The 23,886-nt window shown below is 45.8% G+C and carries 21 protein-coding genes; 8 read left to right on the top strand and 13 right to left on the bottom strand.

Translation table 11 applies throughout. The features are described from left to right. The first annotated feature begins 201 nt into the window (after positions 1 to 201). From LJ740_RS18330 to LJ740_RS18320, 3 genes are all read left to right on the top strand, one after another. A complete protein-coding gene (locus LJ740_RS18330; protein WP_229530590.1) occupies positions 202 to 744 on the top strand; it encodes a recombinase family protein in 543 nt (180 codons plus the stop codon). A gap of 1,486 nt (positions 745 to 2,230) precedes the next feature. Continuing rightward, entirely contained in the window at positions 2,231 to 3,223 is a 993-nt protein-coding gene (locus LJ740_RS18325) for a reverse transcriptase family protein (protein ID WP_229530589.1), read from the top strand. 1 nt (position 3,224) lies between these two features. After that, positions 3,225 to 4,607 (top strand): AAA family ATPase, encoded by a 1,383-nt coding sequence (locus tag LJ740_RS18320; protein ID WP_229530588.1) that lies wholly within the window; start codon positions 3,225 to 3,227, stop codon positions 4,605 to 4,607. 563 nt (positions 4,608 to 5,170) lie between these two features. Here the strand turns inward: LJ740_RS18320 and LJ740_RS18315 are convergent. Then, a complete protein-coding gene (locus LJ740_RS18315) occupies positions 5,171 to 5,962 on the bottom strand; it encodes a substrate-binding periplasmic protein (RefSeq protein ID WP_229530587.1) in 792 nt (263 codons plus the stop codon). Between the two features lie 422 nt (positions 5,963 to 6,384). On the opposite strand from LJ740_RS18315, the gene LJ740_RS18310 reads away from it, so the two are divergent. Beyond that, complete coding sequence (locus LJ740_RS18310) at positions 6,385 to 7,062, top strand: TMEM175 family protein (RefSeq protein ID WP_229530586.1); 678 nt, start codon at positions 6,385 to 6,387, stop codon at positions 7,060 to 7,062. A 67-nt stretch (positions 7,063 to 7,129) separates the two neighbouring features. On the opposite strand, the gene LJ740_RS18305 is transcribed toward LJ740_RS18310, so the two are convergent. Together LJ740_RS18305 and LJ740_RS18300 are read right to left on the bottom strand one after the other, a co-directional pair. Continuing rightward, positions 7,130 to 8,203 carry a methyl-accepting chemotaxis protein gene (locus LJ740_RS18305; RefSeq protein WP_229530585.1) on the bottom strand — a complete coding sequence of 358 codons (1,074 nt, stop codon included), beginning with the start codon at positions 8,201 to 8,203 and terminating at the stop codon, positions 7,130 to 7,132. Positions 8,204 to 8,284: 81 nt separating this feature from the next. Further along, positions 8,285 to 9,031: a class I SAM-dependent methyltransferase gene (locus LJ740_RS18300; RefSeq protein WP_229530584.1), complete on the bottom strand. Its 747-nt coding sequence runs from the start codon at positions 9,029 to 9,031 to the stop codon at positions 8,285 to 8,287. A 92-nt stretch (positions 9,032 to 9,123) separates the two neighbouring features. Here LJ740_RS18300 and gloB point away from each other — a divergent pair, with 92 nt between their 5' ends. Together gloB and LJ740_RS18290 are read left to right on the top strand one after the other, a co-directional pair. Then, positions 9,124 to 9,885, top strand: coding sequence for a hydroxyacylglutathione hydrolase (gloB, locus tag LJ740_RS18295; RefSeq protein WP_229530583.1), 762 nt, complete (start codon positions 9,124 to 9,126; stop codon positions 9,883 to 9,885). 31 nt (positions 9,886 to 9,916) lie between these two features. Further along, the gene (locus LJ740_RS18290; RefSeq protein WP_229530582.1) at positions 9,917 to 11,587 is read left to right on the top strand and encodes a lytic transglycosylase; all 1,671 of its coding nucleotides are present in this window, start codon (positions 9,917 to 9,919) and stop codon (positions 11,585 to 11,587) included. Positions 11,588 to 11,703: 116 nt separating this feature from the next. On the opposite strand, the gene bioD is transcribed toward LJ740_RS18290, so the two are convergent. The 4 genes from bioD to bioB are packed head-to-tail and all read right to left on the bottom strand — an operon-like array spanning position 11,704 to position 15,526. Continuing rightward, entirely contained in the window at positions 11,704 to 12,393 is a 690-nt protein-coding gene (gene bioD / locus LJ740_RS18285; protein WP_229530581.1) for a dethiobiotin synthase, read from the bottom strand. A gap of 14 nt (positions 12,394 to 12,407) precedes the next feature. Continuing rightward, positions 12,408 to 13,283, bottom strand: a complete 876-nt coding sequence (locus LJ740_RS18280) for a methyltransferase domain-containing protein (protein WP_229530580.1) — start codon at positions 13,281 to 13,283, stop codon at positions 12,408 to 12,410. After that, complete coding sequence (locus LJ740_RS18275; RefSeq protein WP_229530579.1) at positions 13,277 to 14,458, bottom strand: aminotransferase class I/II-fold pyridoxal phosphate-dependent enzyme; 1,182 nt, start codon at positions 14,456 to 14,458, stop codon at positions 13,277 to 13,279. Before LJ740_RS18275 ends, LJ740_RS18280 begins: the two co-directional genes overlap by 7 nt. A gap of 6 nt (positions 14,459 to 14,464) precedes the next feature. Beyond that, the gene (gene bioB, locus LJ740_RS18270) at positions 14,465 to 15,526 is read right to left on the bottom strand and encodes a biotin synthase BioB (protein ID WP_229530578.1); all 1,062 of its coding nucleotides are present in this window, start codon (positions 15,524 to 15,526) and stop codon (positions 14,465 to 14,467) included. Between the two features lie 123 nt (positions 15,527 to 15,649). On the opposite strand from bioB, the gene bioA reads away from it, so the two are divergent. Then, positions 15,650 to 16,933 (top strand): adenosylmethionine--8-amino-7-oxononanoate transaminase, encoded by a 1,284-nt coding sequence (gene bioA / locus LJ740_RS18265; RefSeq protein ID WP_229530577.1) that lies wholly within the window; start codon positions 15,650 to 15,652, stop codon positions 16,931 to 16,933. Here bioA and LJ740_RS18260 read toward each other — a convergent pair. The 3 genes from LJ740_RS18260 to LJ740_RS18250 form a co-directional block, all read right to left on the bottom strand. Continuing rightward, positions 16,918 to 17,295, bottom strand: coding sequence for a hypothetical protein (locus LJ740_RS18260; protein WP_229530576.1), 378 nt, complete (start codon positions 17,293 to 17,295; stop codon positions 16,918 to 16,920). The genes bioA and LJ740_RS18260 overlap by 16 nt on opposite strands. A gap of 83 nt (positions 17,296 to 17,378) precedes the next feature. After that, positions 17,379 to 17,831, bottom strand: a complete 453-nt coding sequence (locus LJ740_RS18255) for a GNAT family N-acetyltransferase (RefSeq protein WP_229530575.1) — start codon at positions 17,829 to 17,831, stop codon at positions 17,379 to 17,381. A 16-nt stretch (positions 17,832 to 17,847) separates the two neighbouring features. After that, positions 17,848 to 18,426 (bottom strand): pyridoxine/pyridoxamine 5'-phosphate oxidase, encoded by a 579-nt coding sequence (locus tag LJ740_RS18250; protein ID WP_229530574.1) that lies wholly within the window; start codon positions 18,424 to 18,426, stop codon positions 17,848 to 17,850. Between the two features lie 99 nt (positions 18,427 to 18,525). On the opposite strand from LJ740_RS18250, the gene LJ740_RS18245 reads away from it, so the two are divergent. Next, positions 18,526 to 19,323, top strand: a complete 798-nt coding sequence (locus LJ740_RS18245; protein ID WP_229530573.1) for a PhzF family phenazine biosynthesis protein — start codon at positions 18,526 to 18,528, stop codon at positions 19,321 to 19,323. A gap of 22 nt (positions 19,324 to 19,345) precedes the next feature. On the opposite strand, the gene LJ740_RS18240 is transcribed toward LJ740_RS18245, so the two are convergent. The 3 genes from LJ740_RS18240 to zipA all read right to left on the bottom strand — a co-directional run bounded on the left by LJ740_RS18240 (position 19,346) and on the right by zipA (position 23,832). Next, complete coding sequence (locus tag LJ740_RS18240; protein ID WP_229530572.1) at positions 19,346 to 20,170, bottom strand: flagellin N-terminal helical domain-containing protein; 825 nt, start codon at positions 20,168 to 20,170, stop codon at positions 19,346 to 19,348. 272 nt (positions 20,171 to 20,442) lie between these two features. After that, positions 20,443 to 22,470 (bottom strand): NAD-dependent DNA ligase LigA, encoded by a 2,028-nt coding sequence (gene ligA, locus LJ740_RS18235; RefSeq protein ID WP_229530571.1) that lies wholly within the window; start codon positions 22,468 to 22,470, stop codon positions 20,443 to 20,445. 84 nt (positions 22,471 to 22,554) lie between these two features. Then, entirely contained in the window at positions 22,555 to 23,832 is a 1,278-nt protein-coding gene (gene zipA, locus LJ740_RS18230) for a cell division protein ZipA (protein WP_229530570.1), read from the bottom strand. Between the last annotated feature and the right edge of the window lie 54 nt (positions 23,833 to 23,886).

The raw sequence follows: 23,886 nt of genomic DNA, 5'->3' as shown, positions 1-23,886 counted from the left end.
ACATTTAGAAATCTGTAAAGGTAAATATTAATAACCAAATATCGATTACGCCAAATTAAAGAACCGATTTAACTATACCCAAACGAGTACAGAGAACATGAATACAGAACTCTTTGCTATAAGTACCGATTTAAGTTGATTTAATTTATCGGCACAATTAAATTATAACATCTTAGACTTAAATCGGTACAGGTGGATAAAATGGCTAATGTTGGCTATAGCAGAGTAAGTACGGTTGAGCAAAACGCAGAAAGACAGTTATCTGGGTTTGCTCTAGATAAATCGTTTGAAGATAAATGCTCCGGGAAAGATACAAATAGGCCCGCACTAAAATCCATGCTCGATTATGTTCGCGAAGGCGATGTTATTCATGTCCACGATATAAGCAGGCTAGCTCGTAATCTTGAAGACTTATTAAACCTCGTCAAGCAAATTAACGGAATGGGTGTTTCAATAAAGTTCCACAAGGAGAATTTAACTTTCACTGGCGAGACTAACCCAATGCAGGAACTCATGTTAAGTATGTTAGGTGCTGTCTATCAATTTGAGCGCTCAATGATAAGAGAACGTCAGTTGGAAGGTATTCAACTTGCAAAGGCCCAAGGTAAGTATAAAGGCAGACCAACCAATACCGATTTGCACCAGCGAATTCAATTGTTGAAACAAGATGGATTATCTTTACGAAACATTGCCAAAGAGTGCGGTTGTGCTCTTTCGACTGTACAGAGGGTATTGGCAGCTTGAGGGAGCTCTGCATTTATATTTTTATTTTCGGGTCAATCTTCGAAAGCTTAAGCGTCTCCAAAACATTCTAGCTCCCCACTCCCCTTTTGGACGATCTTTGATTGCGCTCAGAAAGGGGATACTCACCAAACTATTCCCATTTCAGATCCAATGGGAAACTCAAATAACATTCTCTGTGAAGTGCCTACACATTAATTTTTCTGGGCCGTAGCCATGTGATTCACACGTTCCCACCATTCACGTTTATAACATTGAACACAGAAGTATTATGGCGGGTCCTTCTCTAGAAGTTCGATTTACGACTCAGTTCTCGCACGTCTTTTACAGCTGTACTCAATCAACTAGGGGGTTATATTTGAACTTTCATGACCAGAACTCAATAACTCTTGTCAGATTAAGAGTACTTATATTCTGAATAGTTATTCACCACTCTATGCCCGGGGGTAGTAAAAGTTGAAGACTGTATGATGGACACCGCACCTCTAACTTACTTTTCATAACTTGGTATTTTTTAGAGGGGGGGTTAAATGAATAAGTATTCAAATCGGGGGCACCCAAAATCCCTACTACTTTTCGATGTAGTACCGCCGCTACAGGGGATATCTGACAAATGCCAAAATTCAAAACATTTTTTTGATTCAGTTAGCCGCATATCGATAAACAAATATGCATTGAATATTGTTGTTTTGCCAACTGGTGGACGCATTCGAAAAACCGGAAATCGAGCGCGAGTTGCGCTTTGTCTAATACTCCTGCGAAATGTGGGAATCTGGGAAAGTTTGGCTCTTCCCTATGTACTGTCTGGGTTTTGATTTCCCATCGCGCCTCTAATTGCAACAACTCAAGAGCAAAAATGTGAATTTATGAAGGGATTTTTCTTGCATAACACGAAATGGTCGCTTGTCATTCAGAATACAATGAGGAACCAAACTCAACAAAAGGTATTCTAGATGATTTATTTCATTCGATTTTTCATTGCGGTGGCTATTTTTGTAACACTACTATTCGCTGAGACAGGATTAATCACACAGCTCGAAACTTTGAAGAGTTTATTTGGAACTCTTATGTTAAGCAGACTCGTTGACCTAAACGCAGGTTGAATGTTTTGTCTAATTAATGTAGATTATAAATATACCAGCGCGACTAGGAGCATCTCCAGTCACAAAGGCGCAGGTCACTACGGGCTATGATGAATGTTACCCTTGCACCATTGTTGATGTTAACTACCGTTATTAACACAACATGGTGTAAGCAAGTAACCCGGCCTTCAGTAAACTCCCAAGAGCTCCCTCTCCTAATCAAATACAGTCAACCTGACTAAAATAACCACAAATTAATATAATTGATTAATAAAGATCATCATTGTAACGTAGTTACGAGCCCGAATTGCTCATCCAACTAAAAACATAGGTGAGTCATTCGTGAGTCTCTATCGCTAATGGATCATAAGAATAGTAGTTGAGGGAGTCTATGGAGCACCTAAAAGTTGCCTGAAAAACGCCAATTCATAGAGGTATTTAGATCAACATTTCATGAAAAGATTTCTCAAGAAGAGTTGATAACACTTGAAACTGAAAATGAATACAAAATTTTTCAGCATAAAAGCAGGAAGACCTATGCGCCAACGCCAAAGTTAAAAAATATTCATAGATTCTTGAACAACACCGTTTTCGAATATGCGGATTATAATAAAGAAGTTGTCTTTTCTTACAGAAAAGGGAAAAGTGTTCGTGAAGCGGTAGAGCTACACGCCGGTAGCAAAATCTTCTTTCAAACTGATATATCAAATTTCTATGGGAGCATTACAAGAGAGAATGTTGAGCATTCGCTCAGAGAACAACTAAACAATGTCCCTATTTCTGATATAAAGGAATACATACCCTTAATTCTCAAACTAGTTGTTGTAGACAATCATATTCCAGCGGGATTCTCAACGTCTCCGGTTCTGAGTAATATCTGCCTGTATGAATTCGATAATGCTTTGCAAGTTCATTGCGAAAACAACGGGTTAATTTATTCTCGATATTCTGATGACATTATAATTTCTGGCGAATCAAGCGAATTTGTTGATCGAGTGACCAAAACTACAGAAGATCTACTCCACAAGTACATCAACACAAATGTAAGTCTCAATCCTGATAAAACCAAAGTCCACAAAAAAGGACGCTATTTTCGATTGTTAGGATTTACCATCCTACCAGATGGCAAAATTACAATACCTAGTCAAGATAAGAAAGAAATCGAAACATCTTTATATTTTTACCTCACTGACAGCTCTAAGTTCGTGGACCTCTTCACGAAGACGAATCAGGTAGCGTTAAATGAAGTGGACTCTGTTAGCATTCGCGAGCGTGCTATCGCATCGTTATCAGGAAAGCTAATTGGGGTTAATTCGATGGATAAAAATTACATATCAAAGTTGAGAGGGAAATATGGAAATACGGTAATAGACATGTTTATCAGAAAGGCGGCCAAGTAAATTGGAGATACTTATAAACGTCAATAACGTACAACACGTACACCACCAAGAAGTGCGATTTGACTTATCACGTAATGGAATAACCTGCATAACAGGTAAGAACAGCGTAGGTAAAACAACATTAATTCGTGCCATTAGAAATTTGGTAATCAATAGCACCTTCCAAGAAACGGCAGCGCCGCTAATATTCACTCCAGATAGTTCGATAAAATATTCCCTGAGTTGGCACAATGAAGAAATAGTTTTTAAATATAATCGCTTTTTAAAAGGAATCGATAGTAAGCAAAGAATCCCTGAGTCAATTAAGCAGATGATAAATATTGAGCTACCGCTGCCACATGGCGAGCGTTTTGATCACTTTAGAAAACTTGCTGATATTGACGAAGAATTAAGGGCGAAAATTGCAGTTGGGGATTATGAAACACCCACTGATCTGATTGAATTTTTACATAGCATTTACGAGAGCTATCGGTTTGCTCAGCTTAAGTCAGTTGAAATCAAGAAAACCATTTACTACTTCATCCTAAAAGATGAACAGGAACGGTTTTATATAAGAGAGGACTATTTCAGCTCAGGTGAATACTTTTTAGTCAACCTTTACAAGCAAATCAGTAAAAACAAAAAATTAATTGTAATCGATGAAATAGACATCTCATTGGATGCTCGAGCTCAAACCAAACTAGTTGAAAGGCTAAGATCCCTCTGCCTTGAATTCAGTACAAATATTGTTTTCACAACTCATTCACTGGCGTTGATGAAAACGCTCAATGACGATGAACTGTACTACATGGAAAAAATCCCTAACGAAGAAAAAACCACAATACATTTGAGGCCGTATAACTTTATAAAAAGCGTCATGTATGGATTCAAAGGGTATGACAAGTACATTCTAACAGAGGATAAGCAACTAAAACATTACATTGAATACTTAATATCCTCTTCCGGGCAACCTACTTTTTACGAATATCAAATAATATATGCGGGAGGAGGTGAGCAAGTAGTTGACTTGATGGAACGAAACGCTAGATTCAATTTTTTCGCGGCCTCCGAAAACGTTGTAACCCTACTGGATGGTGATAAAGCTGACAAAAGCTTTATCGAAGGTTTAGAGAATATTTTATTATTACCATTTCCTAGCATTGAAAAACAAATCCTACAAGACTACGAATTAGAGAACTCTTCTATTCCTAGAGTCGATAGTGTTGATGGGGGCTCAGAACGAACTCGTGCTCGAAACTTAGTTTGGAAATTAACTAAAACTCACCAAAGAGAACCGATCCCCTTGATGAGTTACGAGACTATTTATAAGTACCTCGAAAAGGCTAAACCAGAGGAAGTGGCAAATCTCAGGAGAGACATAGTCACTTTTTTAACTTTTAATTAATTACACTAACTTCAACTACAGCCATCACGCAAAGCAACACCAGAAGAAACATCAGAAAATACTAATAAATATTTATTAATTATTTTTCAAAAACTTAAGGCTCAATTTCAAATCCCCCCTGCTCCACCAATCAGAAACCCCATACCGAAAGGTATGGGGTTTTTTATTGGTGGAGCGGGACTGACCCGCGCAGAGGGTTCACAAAACGTCTGGAACGTTTTGTACCGCCGAAGGCGCCCGAAGGGATGAACACCGCCCGAAAATTGGGAATACCTGGAGCAATTTTAGGTGCGAACGCAAGACTAGTGGACGTCGAGCAGGAAGCCCTCACCATGGATGGTTTAAAGCTCCCGGCACAAAAATTCATATCTCTAAATTCAATCAGATTGCCTAATGGACGGACTTGAGGACAATCCCCCCGCACTCTGAATCTGACGTGCTCTCCAATTAACCCTAATATATTACTTTGTAAATTTCGCCTGCTTTACATTTTCCAGTCATTGACTTTATGTAACTTACGAATGACTTCAGCGAGCCTGTCAATATTGTTCTCTAAGTTACATTCACCATTCTGTTAATCCGTACTTTTCTAAAATAATGCGCAGTTTCCCCTGAGCTTTCAATTGGGCAACTCCAACATCCAACAATTTGGCAAGTTGCTTTGATTCAGGTCGGTTTGGAGAAAATGCAATATACACGGGGTCAATACTGACTCTTCCTGCGGGCTTAATTTCGTTTTTATTTGGATGGTAAAGTAAGTGATTCAACATCACAGCCCTTTCCTCCACTATCACATCTACCCGCCCCAAGATTAGTGATTGCAGGATCCGCTCCAGGGCATCTTGACCTGAGATAGAATGCAATGTTGCTTCGTTTAGTTTGTTGCTTTCAATGTATTTATCCAAGTCTTCGCCATAAGAGTAGCCCTGAATAACCCCCACCCGAATGGCTTGCAAATCGGTAATTGACTGGTAAGCAAAATTAGACGTATTTGGCACCCAAAAAAGATTTTCCGTCATTCCTAATGAGTTTTCTGGGAATACAAAACCGGGCGCATCGCCCTTAAGTGCTCCGATAATTCCATGCACCTTGCCTATGCGTGCATTCCGCACCGCCCGAGACCAATTGGTTTTTTCGTATATAACTCTATAGCCATGTGGAGAAAATACTTCTTTAGCAATTTCCACCATAAAACCCGGAAGTTCCGAATCAGGATGACAGTTGTACGGGCACCACTCATCTGCCAGGAGGAAAATTGTCTTACCTGGGGCCGGTGAGCTTTCTTGCGCCAAACAAGGAATCATCAGGAACAGAAAACACACTAATGTCGTGGGTAAACGCTTTAGGGGATTCATGGAAACTCAGTTCACTTGATTTCAGAATTTAATTATAGCCCATCCAGAAAAACGAGCATTCAATGATGAAACAAGAAAAAGTCATGGATAACGCGCAGAAAACCAGAAGATATAAGACATAGCTGAGTTCCCCTGCTCCACTAAATTAAAATAGAATTCAAAGCCTACAGGATGGTAACTTTCACAATTCTCATGTTAATTGGAGCAGTGGTAAGCCCTGCAATATGCCATGAAAAACAACTTACTGATATGCACCGAACAATACGAATAGCAAAACAGGTGTTTAAAAATAAAGATATTTAACCCTGGGATAAAATCGCGCAAACTCAACTCCCGGATACTTTCCCTCCCCCTTCTCGTTCACCTGTGGCAAACTAAGTTCCGAGAAAAACAAAAATTACAACCTATAAGGGAACATACTCATGTCAGAGTTTCGTGGCGACAGCATGAGCCGTATAGAAACTTTTGTTGCAGCGGCGTTTGCCTTTGCAGTTTCTATGCTGGTAATTTCAGTAGATTCGATCCCCAGCACATTTGCTGAGTTACAGGATGCAGCCAAACACATCCCTGCCTTTGCGGCCAGCTTTGCAATCCTGGCGTGGATTTGGCACGAGCATGCTACCTGGTGCCGCAAATATGGTCTGGAAGACAACAAAACCATCTTTCTAAGTTGCCTGTTGGTGTTCCTGGTGCTGGTGTATATCTACCCATTACGACTGATGATGCAAGGTTTAATGGGCTTTGTGTCGCAAGGATGGTTTCCCTTTAATATGGATTTTAAAGCTGTCTGGCAGGTGCGTTTTCTGTTTGGATTCTATGCCGTTGGATTTTTTATGTTAAGTCTGACCTTTGCCGGTCTATATGCACATGCCGCCAGCATGGCTAAAGAAATTCAATTGACCGAAGATGAAGGGTTTATCGCTAAAACAGAGGCGTGGTTATGGCTCAGTTCCGCCAGTATTTGTGTTTTAGCTTTAGTGTTGGCGATATTTGTGCCTACTAAATGGATTGGTTTTACAGGTTTTACCTACTTTTTGTTGTTCCCGCAAAACTACATTTTAAAAGATAAGCTGATTAAAAATGGTCTGAAAACAGCGTAGAGTTTTTAGGCTTAACAAGGTGCAAATCCGGTTGGAATTGCACCTTAGTTTTAGTGAAGATGAACAATCAGAGTTTGTTGCTTAAGCGCACCAGTGAGGACAGAAAATCATCTGCGGCACGTTCCATTTTTTGCACTGATTCAAGCGTATTATCGTTGACGCCGTGCGCTGCAGACGACACCACCTGTTTTGCCACGTCGTAGAATTTCTGCATAGTTTGCTGACTGGATTTAAACTCACTCAGTTTACCGTATTTATCCTGACCTTCGCGCTGCATCCAGCGTCCCAACTCAGAATCTTCTCTGCCCGGAACTGTGCCCCGGCCTCGCCCAGACAGACTTTCATAAACCAGCCCTTTGGCGTGAAACACCTCGACCTGGCCGACTGCCAGTAAACTCTTGTCCGAAGTAGATAAAATGGTGTCGCGCATAGTGCCAGACATACTCAGCACCTGCGACACCTTGCTTTTAACTTCACGGGTTTTTTCCACCAGCACCCGCGACTTTTCCGAAACGTCGTTAATATTCGATTCGATGTTACGCGTGCCTTCTTCAATTTTTTCTACCAGGTTATTGATTTCCTGAGTGGATTCAGAAGAGCGCATTGCGAGGTTTCTGACTTCTTCTGCTACCACGGCGAAACCGCGCCCGCTTTCACCGGCCCTGGCTGCCTCAATGGCGGCATTCAGTGCCAGCAGGTTAGTTTGTTCAGCGATAGAGTTAATCACACCAACAAAGTTGCTGATGCTGCTTGCCAGGCCGGAAAGCTCGCCCGCATGGGTAACGCCTTTGGCTGCGATACTGTCAATTTGACTGAGACCACCAACAGCCTCGTCTAACATTTCAGCGGAGCCACTGAATAAATCTTCGGTGTTCGCCAGACTGTCGGACTGTGATGCCAGTACATTGGCACTATCCTGTAACAAATCCCGCATATTGCTCAATTGAGCATTACCGCGTAACAGGCTTTCTGCCAGCTTGCTCTCGCCGGTATCTTTTTGTTGTGTTTCAGACAACAGCAGTTCGGTATCTGACAACTGTTTTTCCAGTGCCGAAAGGCGTTGATTTAGCGTTTGATTTTCATCGGTTAATTGTTTGATTTGACGCAGGTCGTCTTCGTTGCTTTTTTTTAACCACCACATAGGGCATTTTCTCTAGTTATTGAAACAATGTACGCGTGTTTTTACTTATCGTCTGAACTCGGGAAAGCATCAGACATTTTTTTAATAATTTCGTTCTTTTACTCGCAGGCTGGCACCGACAGGCGAGAACTTCCGCACGGGTTTCCAGGCCGGTTTTATTAAAGATAGTGGGTATTCTCGTTTTTTCCCGACAATCACATAAACAGAAGAGAAAAAAGATAAGTATTTTTCTGCATGTGTGTGCCACTGTCTGGTTTTATTGAGGTCTTTACTGTACAGCAACTCTGAAAACAAGAAACGCTTTTCCTGGGTCACCTGATACCCCATTAAGGAAAGCCAGTCTATAACCCGTGACCGACTGAAAAAACGCGCATCATGTAAAGCGCTGTCTTTTTTGATGGGTAGCCAACGCGCCACGCCCGCCATACTGTAAGGATTAAAGCCCACAATCACCAAATGTCCATTGGGAATTAGGCAATGATCCACCTCCCGCAGCACCTGATGTGGATCGCTGGCATAATCCAGCACGTGAGTCATCAGCACCGCATCAACACTTTTTTCCCGATAGGGTAAATGAGTGGGCAAAGAAACCACCCCACCCTCCGGGTTTTGCTGATAGGTATGTGACACCTGGTGCTTTATAGGACAACTCTTTAACGACAACGACTGGCTCAGGCCCCCAAGCTTGATCAGGTGATAGCCAAAGCACTGCTGCATAATGTCAGACAATTGCTGCTCATACACTGCGCGCAACGCCTCTGAGTGAGGCATAGCTTGCCAGGATTGCGGAGCAACCAGTTTTTTATTAGTAAATGCTGGCCTGAACAACGTTATTCCGAATAAATCAAATTAGCAGTCTGAACTCAAGAACGTTATATTATGGCAACTTTGCCAAGAACTATAGTATTTTTAAACAGTATATGATCAGCGTTTTCCCAATTCCGGCCTTTACCGACAACTACATTTGGTGCCTGCACAACGACACCCATGCTGTCGTTGTAGACCCGGGTGACGCTGCACCTGTCCAAGCTTTTTTACAACAACAGCAACTGACGCTTACTCATATTTTGATTACCCATCACCACCCGGACCATATTGGCGGTGTGGCTGAATTGAAAAAGGCCAATGTGACGGTTATTGGCCCGGTGTCCCAACGTATAGCACATATCGATAAAGCAGTGAGTGAAGCAGATACCATCCTGCTTGAACCGTTAAACATTGCATTTCAGGTAATGGAAGTTCCGGCACACACCAGAGAGCATATAGCATTTTATGGTGAACCTGGTTTGTTTTGTGGTGATACCTTGTTCTCTGCCGGATGCGGCCGACTGTTCGAAGGTACCCCACAACAAATGCATCAGGTTTTACAACGCTATGCCCACCTGCCGGAGCACACCAAAGTCTATTGCACCCACGAATACACTCAGGCAAACCTGCGATTTGCATTAGATTTATTGCCTGATGACGAAGCACTGTTGCAATATGCCACTCAGGTTAACCAGCTGAGGCAGCAAAATACCCCCACTTTACCGACAACCATTGCCCGTGAAAAAAAGGTAAACCCGTATCTGCGAGTTTCAGAACGGTTGTTGGCTGAGGCGGTGCAGAGAAAAACCGGAGCTTTGCCGGATAATGACACGGAAACCTTTGCCGCAGTCCGTCATCTAAAAGACCAGTTTTAATGAATATGCCACTAACCTACAGGATTATTGCGTGACCTACAGAATTCTACTTCCCTTACTATTACCTTTTGTTATTCAAGGTTGCCAGGTTACATCTCCGTTTGAAACCAGTGAGACTGACAACCCCAACTTCCTGGCGGCAGAATACACCGATGAATGCGACATTACCCCTGATGTAGCCGATCTGACCTTCGAATGTGATGAAAACAGTGAAGGTACGCACCCGATCATTCACCCGGTCACCGAGCTGGAAGAGCTGATTAGCTCTGTACCTCAGGTGGAAGAAGTGACAGAAGAAGATGTAATAGAACGCAATGACCTATGGCAACAGGTACGCGACCAGCTATCTATGGACATTCCCGATGACAGACGTATCTGGAATCAACAAGCCTGGTACCGCAAGCATCCCGAATATATGCAACGGGTTAACAAACGCGCCGCCCCTTTCTTTAAACACATTGTTGCCAAATTAGAAGCAGCAGACATGCCAATGGAATTGGCACTATTACCCATTGTCGAAAGCGCATTTGACCCCTTTGCCTACTCACATGGCCGGGCCGCGGGTACCTGGCAGTTTATCCCGGGAACAGCTAAACGTTTCGGCATTAAACAAACCTGGTGGTTTGATGGCCGCAGAGATGTCATCGCGGCCACCGATGGCGCCATTAAATACCTTACCTATTTGCACAAGTATTTTGATGGCGACTGGTTGCATGCCATTGCGGCCTACAACAGCGGCGAAGGCCGGGTAAGAAATGCCATCAGACGCAATAAAAAAGCGGGCAAACCCACAGACTTCTGGCATCTTGATCTACCGCGCGAAACCCGCGCCTATGTGCCTAAACTATTAGCCTTGTCTGATTTGTTGAATCGGGCAGATGAGTTGGAGTTTGCCTGGCCTACACTGAAAAACGAAGACGTGACGCAAATTGTTGATGTGGGCTCACAAATTGATCTTGCCATGGCGGCAGAATGGGCCGGTCTGACAGTAGAGCAATTACATTCGTTAAACCCGGGTTTTAACCGCTGGGCCACCGATCCAAATGGGCCACATCGGCTGTTATTACCCGTTGATAAAGTTGAACAGTTTGAAATTGCACTGGGAGAAAAGTCAGAGAGACAACGGCTCAACTGGGTCAGACACAAAATTAAATCCGGTGAGAGCCTGTTAAAACTGGCAAAGAAATATCACACGTCAGTTGATGTTATTCAGCAGGTCAACGAATTGCGCGGTAACGTGATACGGGCAGGTGACTTCCTGATGATACCGGTCGCGCTAAAATCACTGGATTATTACTCTCTGTCACAGGAACAGCGGTTGTTGGCCAAACAGTCCGAAAAGCGCGGTTCATATCAACTACAACACGAAGTCAAAAGCGGTGATACTTTGTGGGATATCAGTCGTGAATACAACGTTAATTTACGCAGTCTTGCCAGATGGAATGGTATGGCACCAACCGATCCCTTAAAACCGGGGAAAAAGCTGGTAATTTGGGTGAATAAAGTCAGTGAAATGCAAACCGATAATGCCGTAGTGCGCACCGTTACCTATACGGTGCGAAAAGGCGATTCACTGGCCCGTATTGCTGGCAAGTTTAATGTCGCTGTGAGTGATCTGACAAAGTGGAACCAGTTGAATAAGAACAAGTATTTGCAACCCGGTCAGAAATTGAAAATCTTTGTGGACGTTACCCGGACCTAGCCGGGCTCCACGCTAAATCACCCCACACCACCTGGCTGGCCGATTTTTGCGCCTGCAGAATCGGCTTTCACTGCATCATCACTCCTTACTATCCCGCGCCCGGTTTGAGGCGCTTCTCAGGCCACCATATCAAATTGCAACAGTGGTGTTACGTCCAAGTAATGTGCGGCTTCTTTAGGGCCTTTCACCAGAGGAACTTCCCCGAGAAAAGGCATGTCCAGATGCTCTTTTAACGCCTTAACATTTTCGGTTAAAAATGGCATACCCGCGTCAACATGATTGGCGACCCATCCGGCAATCTGTAAGCCGTCTTGATGGATGATTTCAGCGGTCATACAGGCATGATTGATACAACCTAAACGCACACCGACCACCATGACCACCGGAATGTCGTATTGCCGCACAAAATCAGACATAAACCGCTTTTCACCAATGGGTAATCGCCAGCCACCAGCGCCTTCGATAATGGTCAGATCCGCCTGTTTTTTTAACAGTTTTTCATAACTGTCAGCGATGGCTTTTAAACAAATTTTTCGCCCAGCGCTTTGCGCTGCAAGATGTGGGGCTACAGCCTCTCTGAAAGCGAAGGGATTCACTTCTTCGTACCTGAGATTAATGGTACTGGCGTCTTGTAAACACAGCGCATCTTCATTTCTCAGGCCTTGCGGTGTATCCACGCAGCCCGAAGCGACGGGCTTGAATCCCACGCAGGTTTTACGCTTTTGCTCGTAAATGTGCATTATCGTGCGTGAAATAAAGGTTTTTCCCACTTCGGTATCAGTACCGGTTACGAAAAAAGCGCTCAAGCTATATTCTCCGATTAAGGTTTGCAAAAACTAAGAAAAGCAATCTGCCAGGTTAACGGAAATCGTCCGTTTACAGCGAAGCTCTTCTGATATTGTTCATTCAGTGTGGTCAGCTTGCGTTTATTCAGGCGCCCCTGATTTTGGCTATTTAACACCACGCCGGCACCGATATCCTTTATAGAGTGCAGTACTTCGAAAATATTACTGTGCCATGAAGTAAACGCCTGTTGCTGAATTGTCACCTTAAAACCGGCGGCGGTAAACGCCTGATGCCAGACGTCAGCGGTCATAAAGTGATTGACCGGCGATGGCTGGGAAAGGCAATTCCAGCTGTCGTTTAATTCCATTAAGGAGCCATCCACCACCACGGCTATAACGCCCCCCCCCTGTTGCGACATCACCCGAAAACTTTCACCAGCCACCCTGACAGGGCTATTTAGCCACTGCAGCGCCATACTGCTGTAAAGTAAATCGACACAGTTGTCAGCAAGCGGTAACGCTTCGGCATCAGCTACCGCCCAACGGATCGCACTGTTGTCACTTTGTGCTTTGGCATATTTAATCATGCCTTCGGATAAATCCAGCCCCACTACCTGTTGTGCAAAAGGCACTAAACGACGTGTGTAAGTGCCGGTGGCACAGCCAATATCAATCGCCTGCGTACAGCCCCTGTTGCAGTGCTTGCCTGTCAGGGTCAGGGCATAGTCGGCAATCTCCCGTTGGATCAGTGCATGGCTGTCATATTGGGCAGCGGCCTCGCCAAATCGACAGGCAATGGCCTGTTTAACAGATGCTGACTCAGCATTGTTTACTGGCGTTGAAATCACCTCGTTTTCCTGAAAGGTTGCCTCTGCGCAACAGTCTGACTGCGTACCATTTGCCATTAACATTGCAATACAGCTCCATTCACTTCATGTAGGGCGTTTGCCAGGCAGGTAACCATTGCGCTGATTTGATTCTCATTGTGTAAAGCTGACAAGGTAATGCGCAAACGATCACTGTTTTTAGGTACGGTGGGATACCGAATCCCCGTTACCCAAAAGCCCTGCTGCTGCAAAATTTGACTGATGTGCATTGTCGCCCCGGGTGAACCAATAATCACCGGTTGAATCGCAGTATCTGAATCTGCCACAACAATGTCGTTTTGCTTACAAGCAGTTTTAAATGCCGCAATGTTTGATTGCAATTGCGCCAGTCGCTGTGGTTCTGCGTCCATCGTTTTTAAACTGGTAAGTGTGGCATGCGCATGCGCGGCCGAAAATGCGGTACTGTACACATAGTGGCGGGCAAAGTTTTGCAGGAAACTGATCAATGTTTTAGAGCCTGCAACAAAAGCGCCTCCGGTGCCAACCGCCTTGCCAAAGGTCGCCATAACGATTTGAGGTTTATGCCGCGAACCGTTCGCGGCGATAGAAAACTGCTCGGGCCCCAAAACACCAATACTGTGCGCATTGTCCAGCATCAACCAGCTATTATGGCTTTGTGTCAGATTCAGCAATGCCGACAAGGGAGCCTTGTCACCATCCATACTAAATACCCCTTCGGATACCACCAGGATATCCTTAACACCCTGACGGCTTGCCGAGCTTAACAGTTTTTGTAAATGAACCGTGTCGTTGTGTTTGAAGCGCTTCAGTGTCGCTTCTGCCGACATTGCCCCATCGATCAAAGAAGCATGACTGAGTTTATCCGCCAGAATTAAACTCTCAGGTTCCCCCATCAGGGTTTTACACACGGCATAGTTAGCGGCAAATCCCGAGCTGAACAACATTGCACTTTCTTGCCCGGTGAGTTGGCAAAGATAATCACACAGTGCCTGATGATGTTGGCTAAAGCCGGTAACCACAGGCGATGCGCCAGCCCCCGCAGGTAACGCCTGAGCAAACGCACTCATCACCTTTGGATGCTGGCTCATGCCCAGATAATCATTGCCGGAAAAATTCAGGTACCACTTACCCTGTATCTGTAGTGATGCCCCCTGCATGGCTTCAACAATCACCGTTTGTCGCAGCAAATCTTGCTGTTGACGTTCAGCAAGGGCTAACTGAATGCGCTCGAATGGCATTGAAGTTTACAATGCCGCGTCGTAAAACAATTTGTCTTGTTTTTGTTCCTGAACAGCCTCAAGCAGTACAGCTTCATGGGCTTCGTCTGAATAATCCCGACCTTTCTCCGCGTTAATACCCAGCTTTTTAAATAACAATAAATCTTTGTCTGTCTCGGGGTTAGGTGTGGTCAGTAACTTGCAACCGTAAAAGATAGAGTTCGCGCCTGCCATAAAACACATTGCCTGCATTTGTTCATTCATAGCTTCGCGCCCGGCAGACAGTCGAACATGTGACTTCGGCATCATGATTCTCGCCACAGCAATAGTGCGAATAAATTCAAAAGGCTCCAGATCTTCCTGATCCTGCAACGGTGTGCCCTCCACTTTCACCAACATATTGATAGGCACACTTTCAGGGTGTTGCTCAAGATTTGCCAACTGCATCAATAAGCCGGAACGGTCATTGGCGCCTTCGCCCATTCCAACGATACCACCGGAACATACATTCATACCGGCTTCCCGCACGTTACTCAGGGTGTCTAAACGCTCCTGATAGGTTCGGGTAGTAATGATTTCGCCGTAAAATTCAGGAGAGGTATCCAGGTTATGGTTGTAATAATCTAAACCGGCCTGCTTTAATGCCAGCGCCTGATCACGGTTTAACATGCCCAGGGTCATGCAGGTTTCCAACCCCAGCGCTTTCACCCCTTCGATCATTTGCACCAGATAAGGCATATCCCGTTCTTTCGGGTTACGCCAGGCCGCCCCCATACAGAATCGGGTTGAACCTGTGGCCTTGGCATGTCTGGCCGTTTCCAGTACTTTTTCAACTTCCAGCAACCGCTCTTTTTCCAGACCTGTATCATATCGGGCACTTTGCGGGCAGTATTTGCAGTCTTCCGGACAGGCACCGGTTTTAATCGACAACAGCGTGCTTACCTGAACCTGGTTGGGATCAAAATGCTGACGATGAACCGTTTGTGCCTGAAACAACAAATCGTTAAAAGGTAAATTAAATAGAGCATTCACTTCAGCCAGCGTCCAATTATGACGCAATTGAGAAGCAGATTCGTTTTGTCTGACCATGTGGTTTCCTGTAAACACGCTTTCTTTTTTGCCTGCTTAGTCTAAAATCGCCATTTAATTTGTCAACTTAAAGAATAGTCCAAAGTTTACCTTTGGTTGTTTTTTAATCAAACGGTGAGTATTTTGTCTTCTATTGATGTTCAGTTCGACACGCAACATATCTGGCACCCTTACACTTCGGCGATTTCCCCATTACCCTGCTACCCGGTCAAATCAGCGTCAGGGGTGCGCCTTACCCTGGAAAATGGCCATCAGGTTATTGATGGTATGGGCAGTTGGTGGGCGGCAGTGCACGGCTACAACCACCCGATTTTAAACGCCGCGGCACAAAACCAATTAGAAAAGATGGCCCACGTGATGTTTGGCGGCCTGACTCATGAACCAGCAATTGCACTGTGCAAGAAATTGGTGGAGATGACTCCGGAAGGATTAAATCGGGTATTTTTAGCGGACTCGGGGTCTGTCGCGGTAGAAGTGGCAATGAAAATGGCTGTGCAATATTGGGCCTGTCAGGGAAACCAAAATAAACACCGTTTTATCGCCCCACGCAATGGTTATCACGGTGATACTTTTGCCGCGATGTCAGTGAGCGATCCCACCAATGGTATGCATTCGCTATTTGAGCCGGTACTCAATCAGCAGTTGTTTGCACCGGCCCCTCAAACCCGTTTTGGTCAGCCCTGGAATGAAGATGAAATGGGGCCGCTTATCGACATGCTGGAACAACACCATCACGAAATTGCTGCCATGATTCTGGAGCCGGTTGTTCAGGGTGCTGGCGGTATGCGCATGTATCACCCTGAATACCTGCACCGCGTCAGGCAATTGTGTGATCAATTCGATATCCTGTTAATTTGCGATGAAATTGCCACCGGCTTTGGCCGTACCGGAAAACTATTCGCCTGTGAACATGCCGGTATCAGCCCTGATATTTTGTGTTTAGGCAAAGCGCTGACCGGCGGATATATGACGTTGTCAGCCACCTTATGCAACGATGATGTGGCCATGGGGGTGTGTCAGGGGCAACCCGGGGTATTTATGCACGGTCCGACTTATATGGGTAACCCGCTGGCCTGCGCAGTAGCAGATGCCAGTCTGGGTATCCTGCAACAAGGACATTGGCAAACACAAGTCAATCGCATTGAACAGCAACTATTGCATGAACTGGCTCCCTGCAAACACTCAGCAGCAGTGGCTGATGTCAGAGTGTTAGGTGCCATTAGTGTCATTGAAATGCGTTCAGCCGTGGATGTCGCCGCCGTTCAGCGCTTTTGTGTTGAACGCGGATTATGGGTAAGGCCATTTGGCAAACTGGTGTATATTATGCCGCCTTATATCATCTCCGAGGATGAATTGGGTCAGGTAACTCAGGTGTTAAATCAACTGGTGCATCAACTTACCGCCTGATACACACCAATCACAAACGCCGTTGCTATAACGACCAGGAATATTAAGCCGCTGGCCCAGTTTTCATTCTGGCGGCGGCTGCGATAGCGATGTAACAGCAACATGCCCAAACCAAACAGGATACACAAGGCAAACAGGGCGTACAGCCATGGCAGCAAGGCATCATTCCACTCTTCTCTGCCGGAGACCCCCCAATAGCGCTGAACACCGGAAACCCGCTCTGGCCGGGCATAGTGAAACACTACCAAACCACTGACAAACAAAATCCAAGATACAATGCTACCAACACGACTCAAGCGGAAAAAAAAGTCGTGCTTTTTAGAAGTAACTCTTCGGTTGATACCATCCCATTTGTCAGCCATAACTCTGCTCTAACTGCTATTACTATTGTAACGGCAACTTTCGGAAAATATTTACGCCTCTGCTATCGTCACAATACGCCGGACTATTCCGACAGCTGTTTATAAATATCCGGACAGTGAATTTCCATGTGCGTGTCCGGCTTCTGCAATGCTGCAAAACCAAATTTTTCATACAACCCTCTGGCATCACTCGAGGTCAGTGTCATTCTTCTGAGCCCCTGCAAATGCGGATGCGCCATAGTAAAGCGCATCAGTTCCCGGGCGATTCCGTTGCCGCGATAAGCCGGCACCACAAAGACATCTTTGATATTGGCGTAAGTGGCATAATCCGTAATAACCCGCACAAATCCCACCTGGTGATTACCTAAATAGGCACCAATACACAGGGAGTTTTCCAGCGACACCACTACGCGCTCCAGTGAAATATCTTTGGCCCAGTAACTTTGATTCGCTAAAAAGTCATGGATCAGTTCCACATCCAGTAACTGTTTATCGTCGCTTAATTCAAGTTTTTGCTGAGCATGGTTATCGGTCATCAGATTTACGCTGTATTCAGGGTTGTAAAACCTGATAATGCCATTGAGAACCTGTCTTTGTGAAGCATTCCCTGTAGTGTAATCGCGAGGCCTCAAAGCGCAACAGTTCAATTTGCTGTGGTATTACCCGATAGCCTCCCCAGTTTGCAGGTCGGGGAACCATCTTCTCCTGCCACTGAGCTTGTGCGTTTTTAAAGTTTTCCTGAATAGCCTGAAGCGAATCAGCAGGCAGGCTTTGCTGCATATGAGCCGAAATAATGCGGGCACTCTGATGACGAGATTGCCAATATTTATCGGCCAGTGAAGAATCAATCTTTTCCGCCACACCAAACAGGCGAACCTGATATTCCACCGGTTCCCACCAGGCTGTCATGGCGACTTTCGGGTTGCGCGCTATATCCCGGCCTTTTTGTGAGTCATAGCCGGAACAAAACAAAATGCCTGCCTGACTGATTTCTTTCAGGTCCACAAAACGCCCATCGGGGAAGCCCTCAGCATTTATGGTGGAGACACAAACCGCACTTTTTTGTTGTAGTAACGGGTTGTTTTTTGCCTGAGACCAAATCGTCTGTAAGCGTTCAATCGGATCGTACATTTTTACCTTCCATTGCTGCGAAAACGTCGTCGAAAATAGTACACTAGCATTTTTTATTTACTGTAACTTATTGTAAACATTTACTAATCGAGAATGCTGATGCTGCAAGAAATGCATATTATAGACGCCTTTACCAACCGCCTCTTTGCGGGCAATCCCGCTGCAGTAGTTATTCGCGATTCCTGGTTATCAGCGAATCTGATGCAACAGATAGCCAGTGAAAACAATCTTGCAGAGACGGCCTTTCTGGTTAAAAACTCAGAGTCAGAGTACAGCATTCGCTGGTTTTCTCCACTGACTGAAATCGATTTTTGTGGTCATGCTACCCTGGCGGCCTGTTGGGTATTATTTGATGCCACACCGGCGCTAAAAAGACTGCAAATACACACACAGACGGTGGGAACGTTAGATATTACTCAATCTGACGATGGCAAAATTAGCATGCGCTTTCCGGTGCGCAAATTGGAATCGGAGCCGGTCATTCCAATGGCGCTGGAAAACGCTCTGAAGCCAAAACCCACTCAAATATTCAGGAGTGTTCAGGCCTGGCACGCTATTTATGAATCGGAACAACAGGTCTTTGAATGCCAGCCAGATCTGGAATTGGTAAAACAACTGGCACCGCTGGATCTGGTAGTCACAGCTCCCGGGACGGAATACGACTTTGTATCCCGGTACTTTTGGCCCGCCAATGGCGGTGATGAAGATCCGGTAACCGGCTCCATTCACGCCAGTCTGGCCCCCTATTGGGCGAAGCGCCTGGGCAAATCACAATTAGTCGCTCATCAGGCGTCAAAACGAGGCGGTACATTATATTGCGATGTACAGGGGGAATGGGTTTATATTTCCGGGCAGGGCCAGCGCTACTTACGCGGTGTGATAAAGATACCGGACTAATGCCGACTGAAAGCGGCTATGTTCAGATCAATAGTTGCAGAGCCGTTTGCGGGTAACTGTTTGCCTGACGCAGCACTGCCACTGTGGCTTGCTGGATTATTTGGTTTCGGGTGAGTTCGGAGGTTTCTTTGGCATAATCCGCGTCCTGTATGCGACTCATAGATGATGCCAGATTGGATTGCACATTGGTAAGATTGCGAATGGTAGACTGAAATCGATTGGTCAACGCACCAATATCCGCCCTTTCCCTGCCAATGGCTGAAACCGCACTGTCCAGGGCAGTTAGCGCCGCAGAAGCACCTGCATTGGTGGTGATATCAACATTGCCAACACCAATGCCGGAAGGACCAAATCCGCCACTGCGGGACAGGTTTACCGATATCGTTTGGCCGGCAAACGTACCAATCTGAAAACGGGCAGAATAAGCACCGGACAAAATTGCATTGCCCGCGAAGTTGGTATCATTCACCACCCGGCTCATTTCCGATGTCAGTGCGGTAATTTCCTGTTGGATCGCTGTTCGCTCAGCAGAGCCATTAATACCACTTTGCGACTGTACTGCCAGTTGCCGAATGCGTTGCAAAGATGCTGTCACTTCCTTCAGAGAACCTTCCGCAACCTGAGTCATAGAAATCGCATCATTGGCGTTGCGCACACTTTGTTCCAGGCCATCACGCTGCGCTACAAATTTATTGATAATTTGTAGTCCTGCTGAATCATCAGCGGCTCTGTTAATACGCAATCCTGACGACAGCCTTTCAAACGAAACACTCAACGCGGCATTCGCGTCGAATAAGGTGTTTTGCGCAATCAAGGCTGACACGTTCGTGTTCACGAACAAGGCCACAAGGACCTCCCGTTATTTTTAATTATTTTAGACAGCGAAAAACCGACGCACTTTATAGCGGCCCATAGTCATCGCAATTAATAATGATGATCGGCACTTCGTCCTCACAACGCGTGCACTTGTCATTTTGGAGAAAACACTACCTTCCTCATTAAGAGTATCGGCGTGGATATTGAGGTATTTAGTTTAATACTTGATATTTTTCGGGGAACGAAGTCTGAGGGCCGTGAAACTATCTGAGCAAGCACATTGTTTCACGACCAGATCTATAGCTAATACTGCGCAAATAGCGCCAGCATTTCATCTTCTGTCATTACAGTAACCCCCAGCTCCTGCGCTTTAGTGAGTTTTGAGCCGGCTTTTTCGCCTGCAACCAGATAATCTGTTTTGGCACTAACACTACCAGACACTTTCGCGCCCAGGTTTTGCAAAACCACTTTGGCTTCATTACGGCCCATCGCGCTCAGGGTACCGGTTAACACAAAGGTTTTGTTCAGCAGGGGTTGTGCTGTACCGGACTTGTCTTCGATATCCGGCCAGTTGACTCCCAATTCCTGTAACTGCGCAATGACGGTTTGATTGTGCTCTTCAGCAAAAAAGTGTCGGACATGGGCCGCCACCACTTCCCCAACGTCGTTCACTTCCACCAGTTGTTCCAGAGTGGCATTCATCACCGCATCCAGAGTTTTAAAATGATTGGCCAGATTTGCCGCGGTGGCTTCACCCACTTCCCGAATCCCCAGAGAATACAAGAAGCGAGGCAAGGTGGTTTGTTTGGCTTTGTCCAGGGCATTAATGATATTGGTAGCAGACTTTTCGCCCATGCGCTCCATGGCGGCAATTGGTGCGACATCAAGACGGAAAAAATCAGCGGGGGTTTTAACCAGTCCCATATCCACCAGTTGCACCACCAACTTATCACCCAATCCATCAATATCCATGGCTTTACGGGACGCAAAGTGTTTCAGGGATTCCTTCAACTGGGCCGGACATATCAGGCCACCGGTACAGCGCAATACCGCTTCCTCATCCAGTCGTTCTACGTGAGAATCACATTCAGGACAGGCAACCGGAAATACCACGTCCCGGGCATCGTCCGGACGCTGCTCCTGGACAACGGATACCACCTGCGGGATCACATCACCAGCCCGACGTATTATCACCGTATCGCCAATTTTCACCTGTAACCGGGCAACTTCGTCCTGATTATGTAAGGTGGCATTAGATACGGTCACACCGCCCACAAACACCGGTTCCAGTCTTGCTACCGGGGTAATGGCACCGGTGCGCCCCACCTGGAATTCAACATCCAGTAGCTTTGTCATTTCTTCCTGAGCTGGGAATTTATGCGCAATAGCCCAGCGCGGCGCTCTGGCTACAAATCCCAACTCTTGTTGCAGCGCAATGTCGTTAACCTTGAACACAACACCGTCAATTTCATAAGGTAAAGCAGCCCGCTTTGTTGCCAAACCCTGATAATACGCATGACAACCTTTCGCTCCTTTGGCTACAGCAACTTCAGGACTGAGTGGCATGCCCCAGTGAGTAAGTTGATTAAGACGCTCTGCGTGTTTATCAGCCAATGCTTGTCTTTCGCCTTCCACAACGCCAACGGAATAGGCATAGAACATCAGAGGGCGAGACGCAGTGATACGCGAATCTAACTGGCGCAAACTGCCCGCGGCGGCGTTTCTTGGATTGGCAAACACCTTTTTTTCACTCGCTTTTTGCGCCGCATTCAATGCCGCAAATCCGGCAAGCGACATAAAGACTTCACCACGGACCTCTAAACGAGCCGGAAAGTCATCACCTCTAAGGCTCAGGGGCACATTTTTAATAGTACGCACATTGGCGGTAATGTCTTCGCCCACACGACCATCACCGCGTGTGGCTGCTCTTACAAACTGACCGTTTTCATACAGAATACTGACAGCCAGGCCGTCCAGTTTGGGTTCGCAGCTGTAATCTATCTCAACGTCACGCTTTAGCCGATCTTTGAGACGCTTCTCAAACGCGAATAGCTCGTCTTCATTAAAGGCGTTGTCCAGCGATAACATGGGTAATTCATGGGTGATCTGACGGAACGCATCCAGTGGCGCCCCGCCTACTTTTTGGCTGGGCGAGTCGGCAGTAATGAGTTCTGGATGGGCAGCTTCGATTTCCTGCAATCGACGTAATTGCCTGTCGTATTCACTGTCAGGAACGGTCGGTGTGTCCAGCACGTAATATTGATAATTGTATTCGTTTAGCTGAGTTTTCAGTAACTGTAACTCACTAATCAGGCTGTCATTGGCAGACATAATGGTAATTTACCTTAATCAATCTCTTGGGGAATTATAGCGTTTTTTCGGGCGGCTTTGCGCCGCCCGATGATAAAGTGTAGGTCAGGCGCGGCGAATCATACGGCGTCGCTCAAACTCTCGGATTTTTTCAACATACTGTTGCAAGCTTTGCTTGGTTAACACACTGCGTCGGCTATCCAGTACTTGAGCACCAAATTCATCAGCCAGCTTTCTGGCCGCATTGTGCATCATATTAAAGACCTGATGTGCATCTGCTTCGATAGGCAAGGTCATAAACAACGATAAACCCCGGGTATTGAAGTTTTCCATGTTATCGATATCAAAGGTACCCGGGTTGAACATGTTCGCCAGGGTAAACAGGCGCGGGCCTTTACCATTACTGGCCGCATGACGATGAAACATATTGTGTTCGCCAAATTTAAAGCCCAGGGTCAACAATGACGGCAATAATGCCGCCCCCTGGATGGCTTTACCTTCAGGCACACGTACATTCAGGATAAGCACTTCGTTTTGTTGCGTATCCTCAGAAGCAGCATCAGCAGACAGTTTATTGTCGGTGGGTGCTTCCCGCTCTGGTGAGGTTTCCAAATCCAGGCCGAACTGATCCCGGTCTTTTTCCGCGTTCCTGCTTTTCTTCGCTTTTGTGTCATTCTCTTCTGATTTTCGGCCCACCAGCTTTTTAGCTTTGGCAGCAATGGAATCTGCATTGCGTCCCAGTTTATTGCCCCCTACCACTTCGGTTCGGGTATGTTCACTTTTCAGGGCACTGCCTCGACGTGGCGCATCTTCAATTTCGATTGAAGTATCGATCATGGGAATGTCATCGGCAGACACTTTGCGGCTTAGCTGTACGTCCTTTTTTAATAAACTGGAAGGCGGTTCCGGCATATCATCAGACTCAGCGACATCCGGCTCCGATACTGCAACGTCAGGGGTTGCAGCCTTTGGCTCTGGTTTCTGTGCCGGGGCATCAGATACAACGCGAACGGCACCAATCCCGTCTTCGTCATAATTTTCGCGTTTCGTGGATTCAGCAGCGGCTGGCGCTGGCGCACTCTGTTTAACAGAAGATGATGCAATATCGCTATCCGTATACAAAGGCACATCGCCCACTAAAGGGTCGTACTCCGTGTCTTCGTCCTGCTCATACTGCAGGTCGTTTACTTTCTCATCGGCGGATAACAAAGGATCATCATCACTGATCACAATCCCCGGCTCGGCACGTTCTGCCTGGGAAAGACTGTCGGCTTCACTGTTTTTAGCCTTGTTATTTTTTCGTATAGTCCACATGCCATGAGCTAGTATGCCCACTATGGCAAATATACCGATACCAATTAGCGCAAGTCGGAATTCATCCATTTCTATGGTCACCCTTTGTTAAACAGCGCATATTTTATTATTGTTTGGCGCTTT

Origin of the sequence: Planctobacterium marinum (assembly GCF_020687805.1) — a bacterium.
Classification (GTDB): domain Bacteria; phylum Pseudomonadota; class Gammaproteobacteria; order Enterobacterales; family Alteromonadaceae; genus Planctobacterium; species Planctobacterium marinum.
The sequence above is the reverse complement of the archived record's forward strand: the minus strand, read 5'-3'. Positions and strand labels throughout refer to the sequence as shown.

Coding starts and splice junctions, on each gene's coding strand:
- LJ740_RS18330 (WP_229530590.1), top strand. CDS start 202: ATGGCTAATGTTGGCTATAGCAGAGTAAGTACGGTTGAGCAAAACGCA.
- LJ740_RS18315 (WP_229530587.1), bottom strand. CDS start 5,962: ATGAATCCCCTAAAGCGTTTACCCACGACATTAGTGTGTTTTCTGTTC.
- LJ740_RS18310 (WP_229530586.1), top strand. CDS start 6,385: ATGTCAGAGTTTCGTGGCGACAGCATGAGCCGTATAGAAACTTTTGTT.
- LJ740_RS18305 (WP_229530585.1), bottom strand. CDS start 8,203: ATGTGGTGGTTAAAAAAAAGCAACGAAGACGACCTGCGTCAAATCAAA.
- gloB (WP_229530583.1), top strand. CDS start 9,124: ATGATCAGCGTTTTCCCAATTCCGGCCTTTACCGACAACTACATTTGG.
- LJ740_RS18280 (WP_229530580.1), bottom strand. CDS start 13,283: ATGTTAATGGCAAATGGTACGCAGTCAGACTGTTGCGCAGAGGCAACC.
- LJ740_RS18275 (WP_229530579.1), bottom strand. CDS start 14,458: ATGCCATTCGAGCGCATTCAGTTAGCCCTTGCTGAACGTCAACAGCAA.
- bioB (WP_229530578.1), bottom strand. CDS start 15,526: ATGGTCAGACAAAACGAATCTGCTTCTCAATTGCGTCATAATTGGACG.
- LJ740_RS18260 (WP_229530576.1), bottom strand. CDS start 17,295: ATGGCTGACAAATGGGATGGTATCAACCGAAGAGTTACTTCTAAAAAG.
- LJ740_RS18255 (WP_229530575.1), bottom strand. CDS start 17,831: ATGACCGATAACCATGCTCAGCAAAAACTTGAATTAAGCGACGATAAA.
- LJ740_RS18250 (WP_229530574.1), bottom strand. CDS start 18,426: ATGTACGATCCGATTGAACGCTTACAGACGATTTGGTCTCAGGCAAAA.
- LJ740_RS18245 (WP_229530573.1), top strand. CDS start 18,526: ATGCTGCAAGAAATGCATATTATAGACGCCTTTACCAACCGCCTCTTT.
- ligA (WP_229530571.1), bottom strand. CDS start 22,470: ATGTCTGCCAATGACAGCCTGATTAGTGAGTTACAGTTACTGAAAACT.
- zipA (WP_229530570.1), bottom strand. CDS start 23,832: ATGGATGAATTCCGACTTGCGCTAATTGGTATCGGTATATTTGCCATA.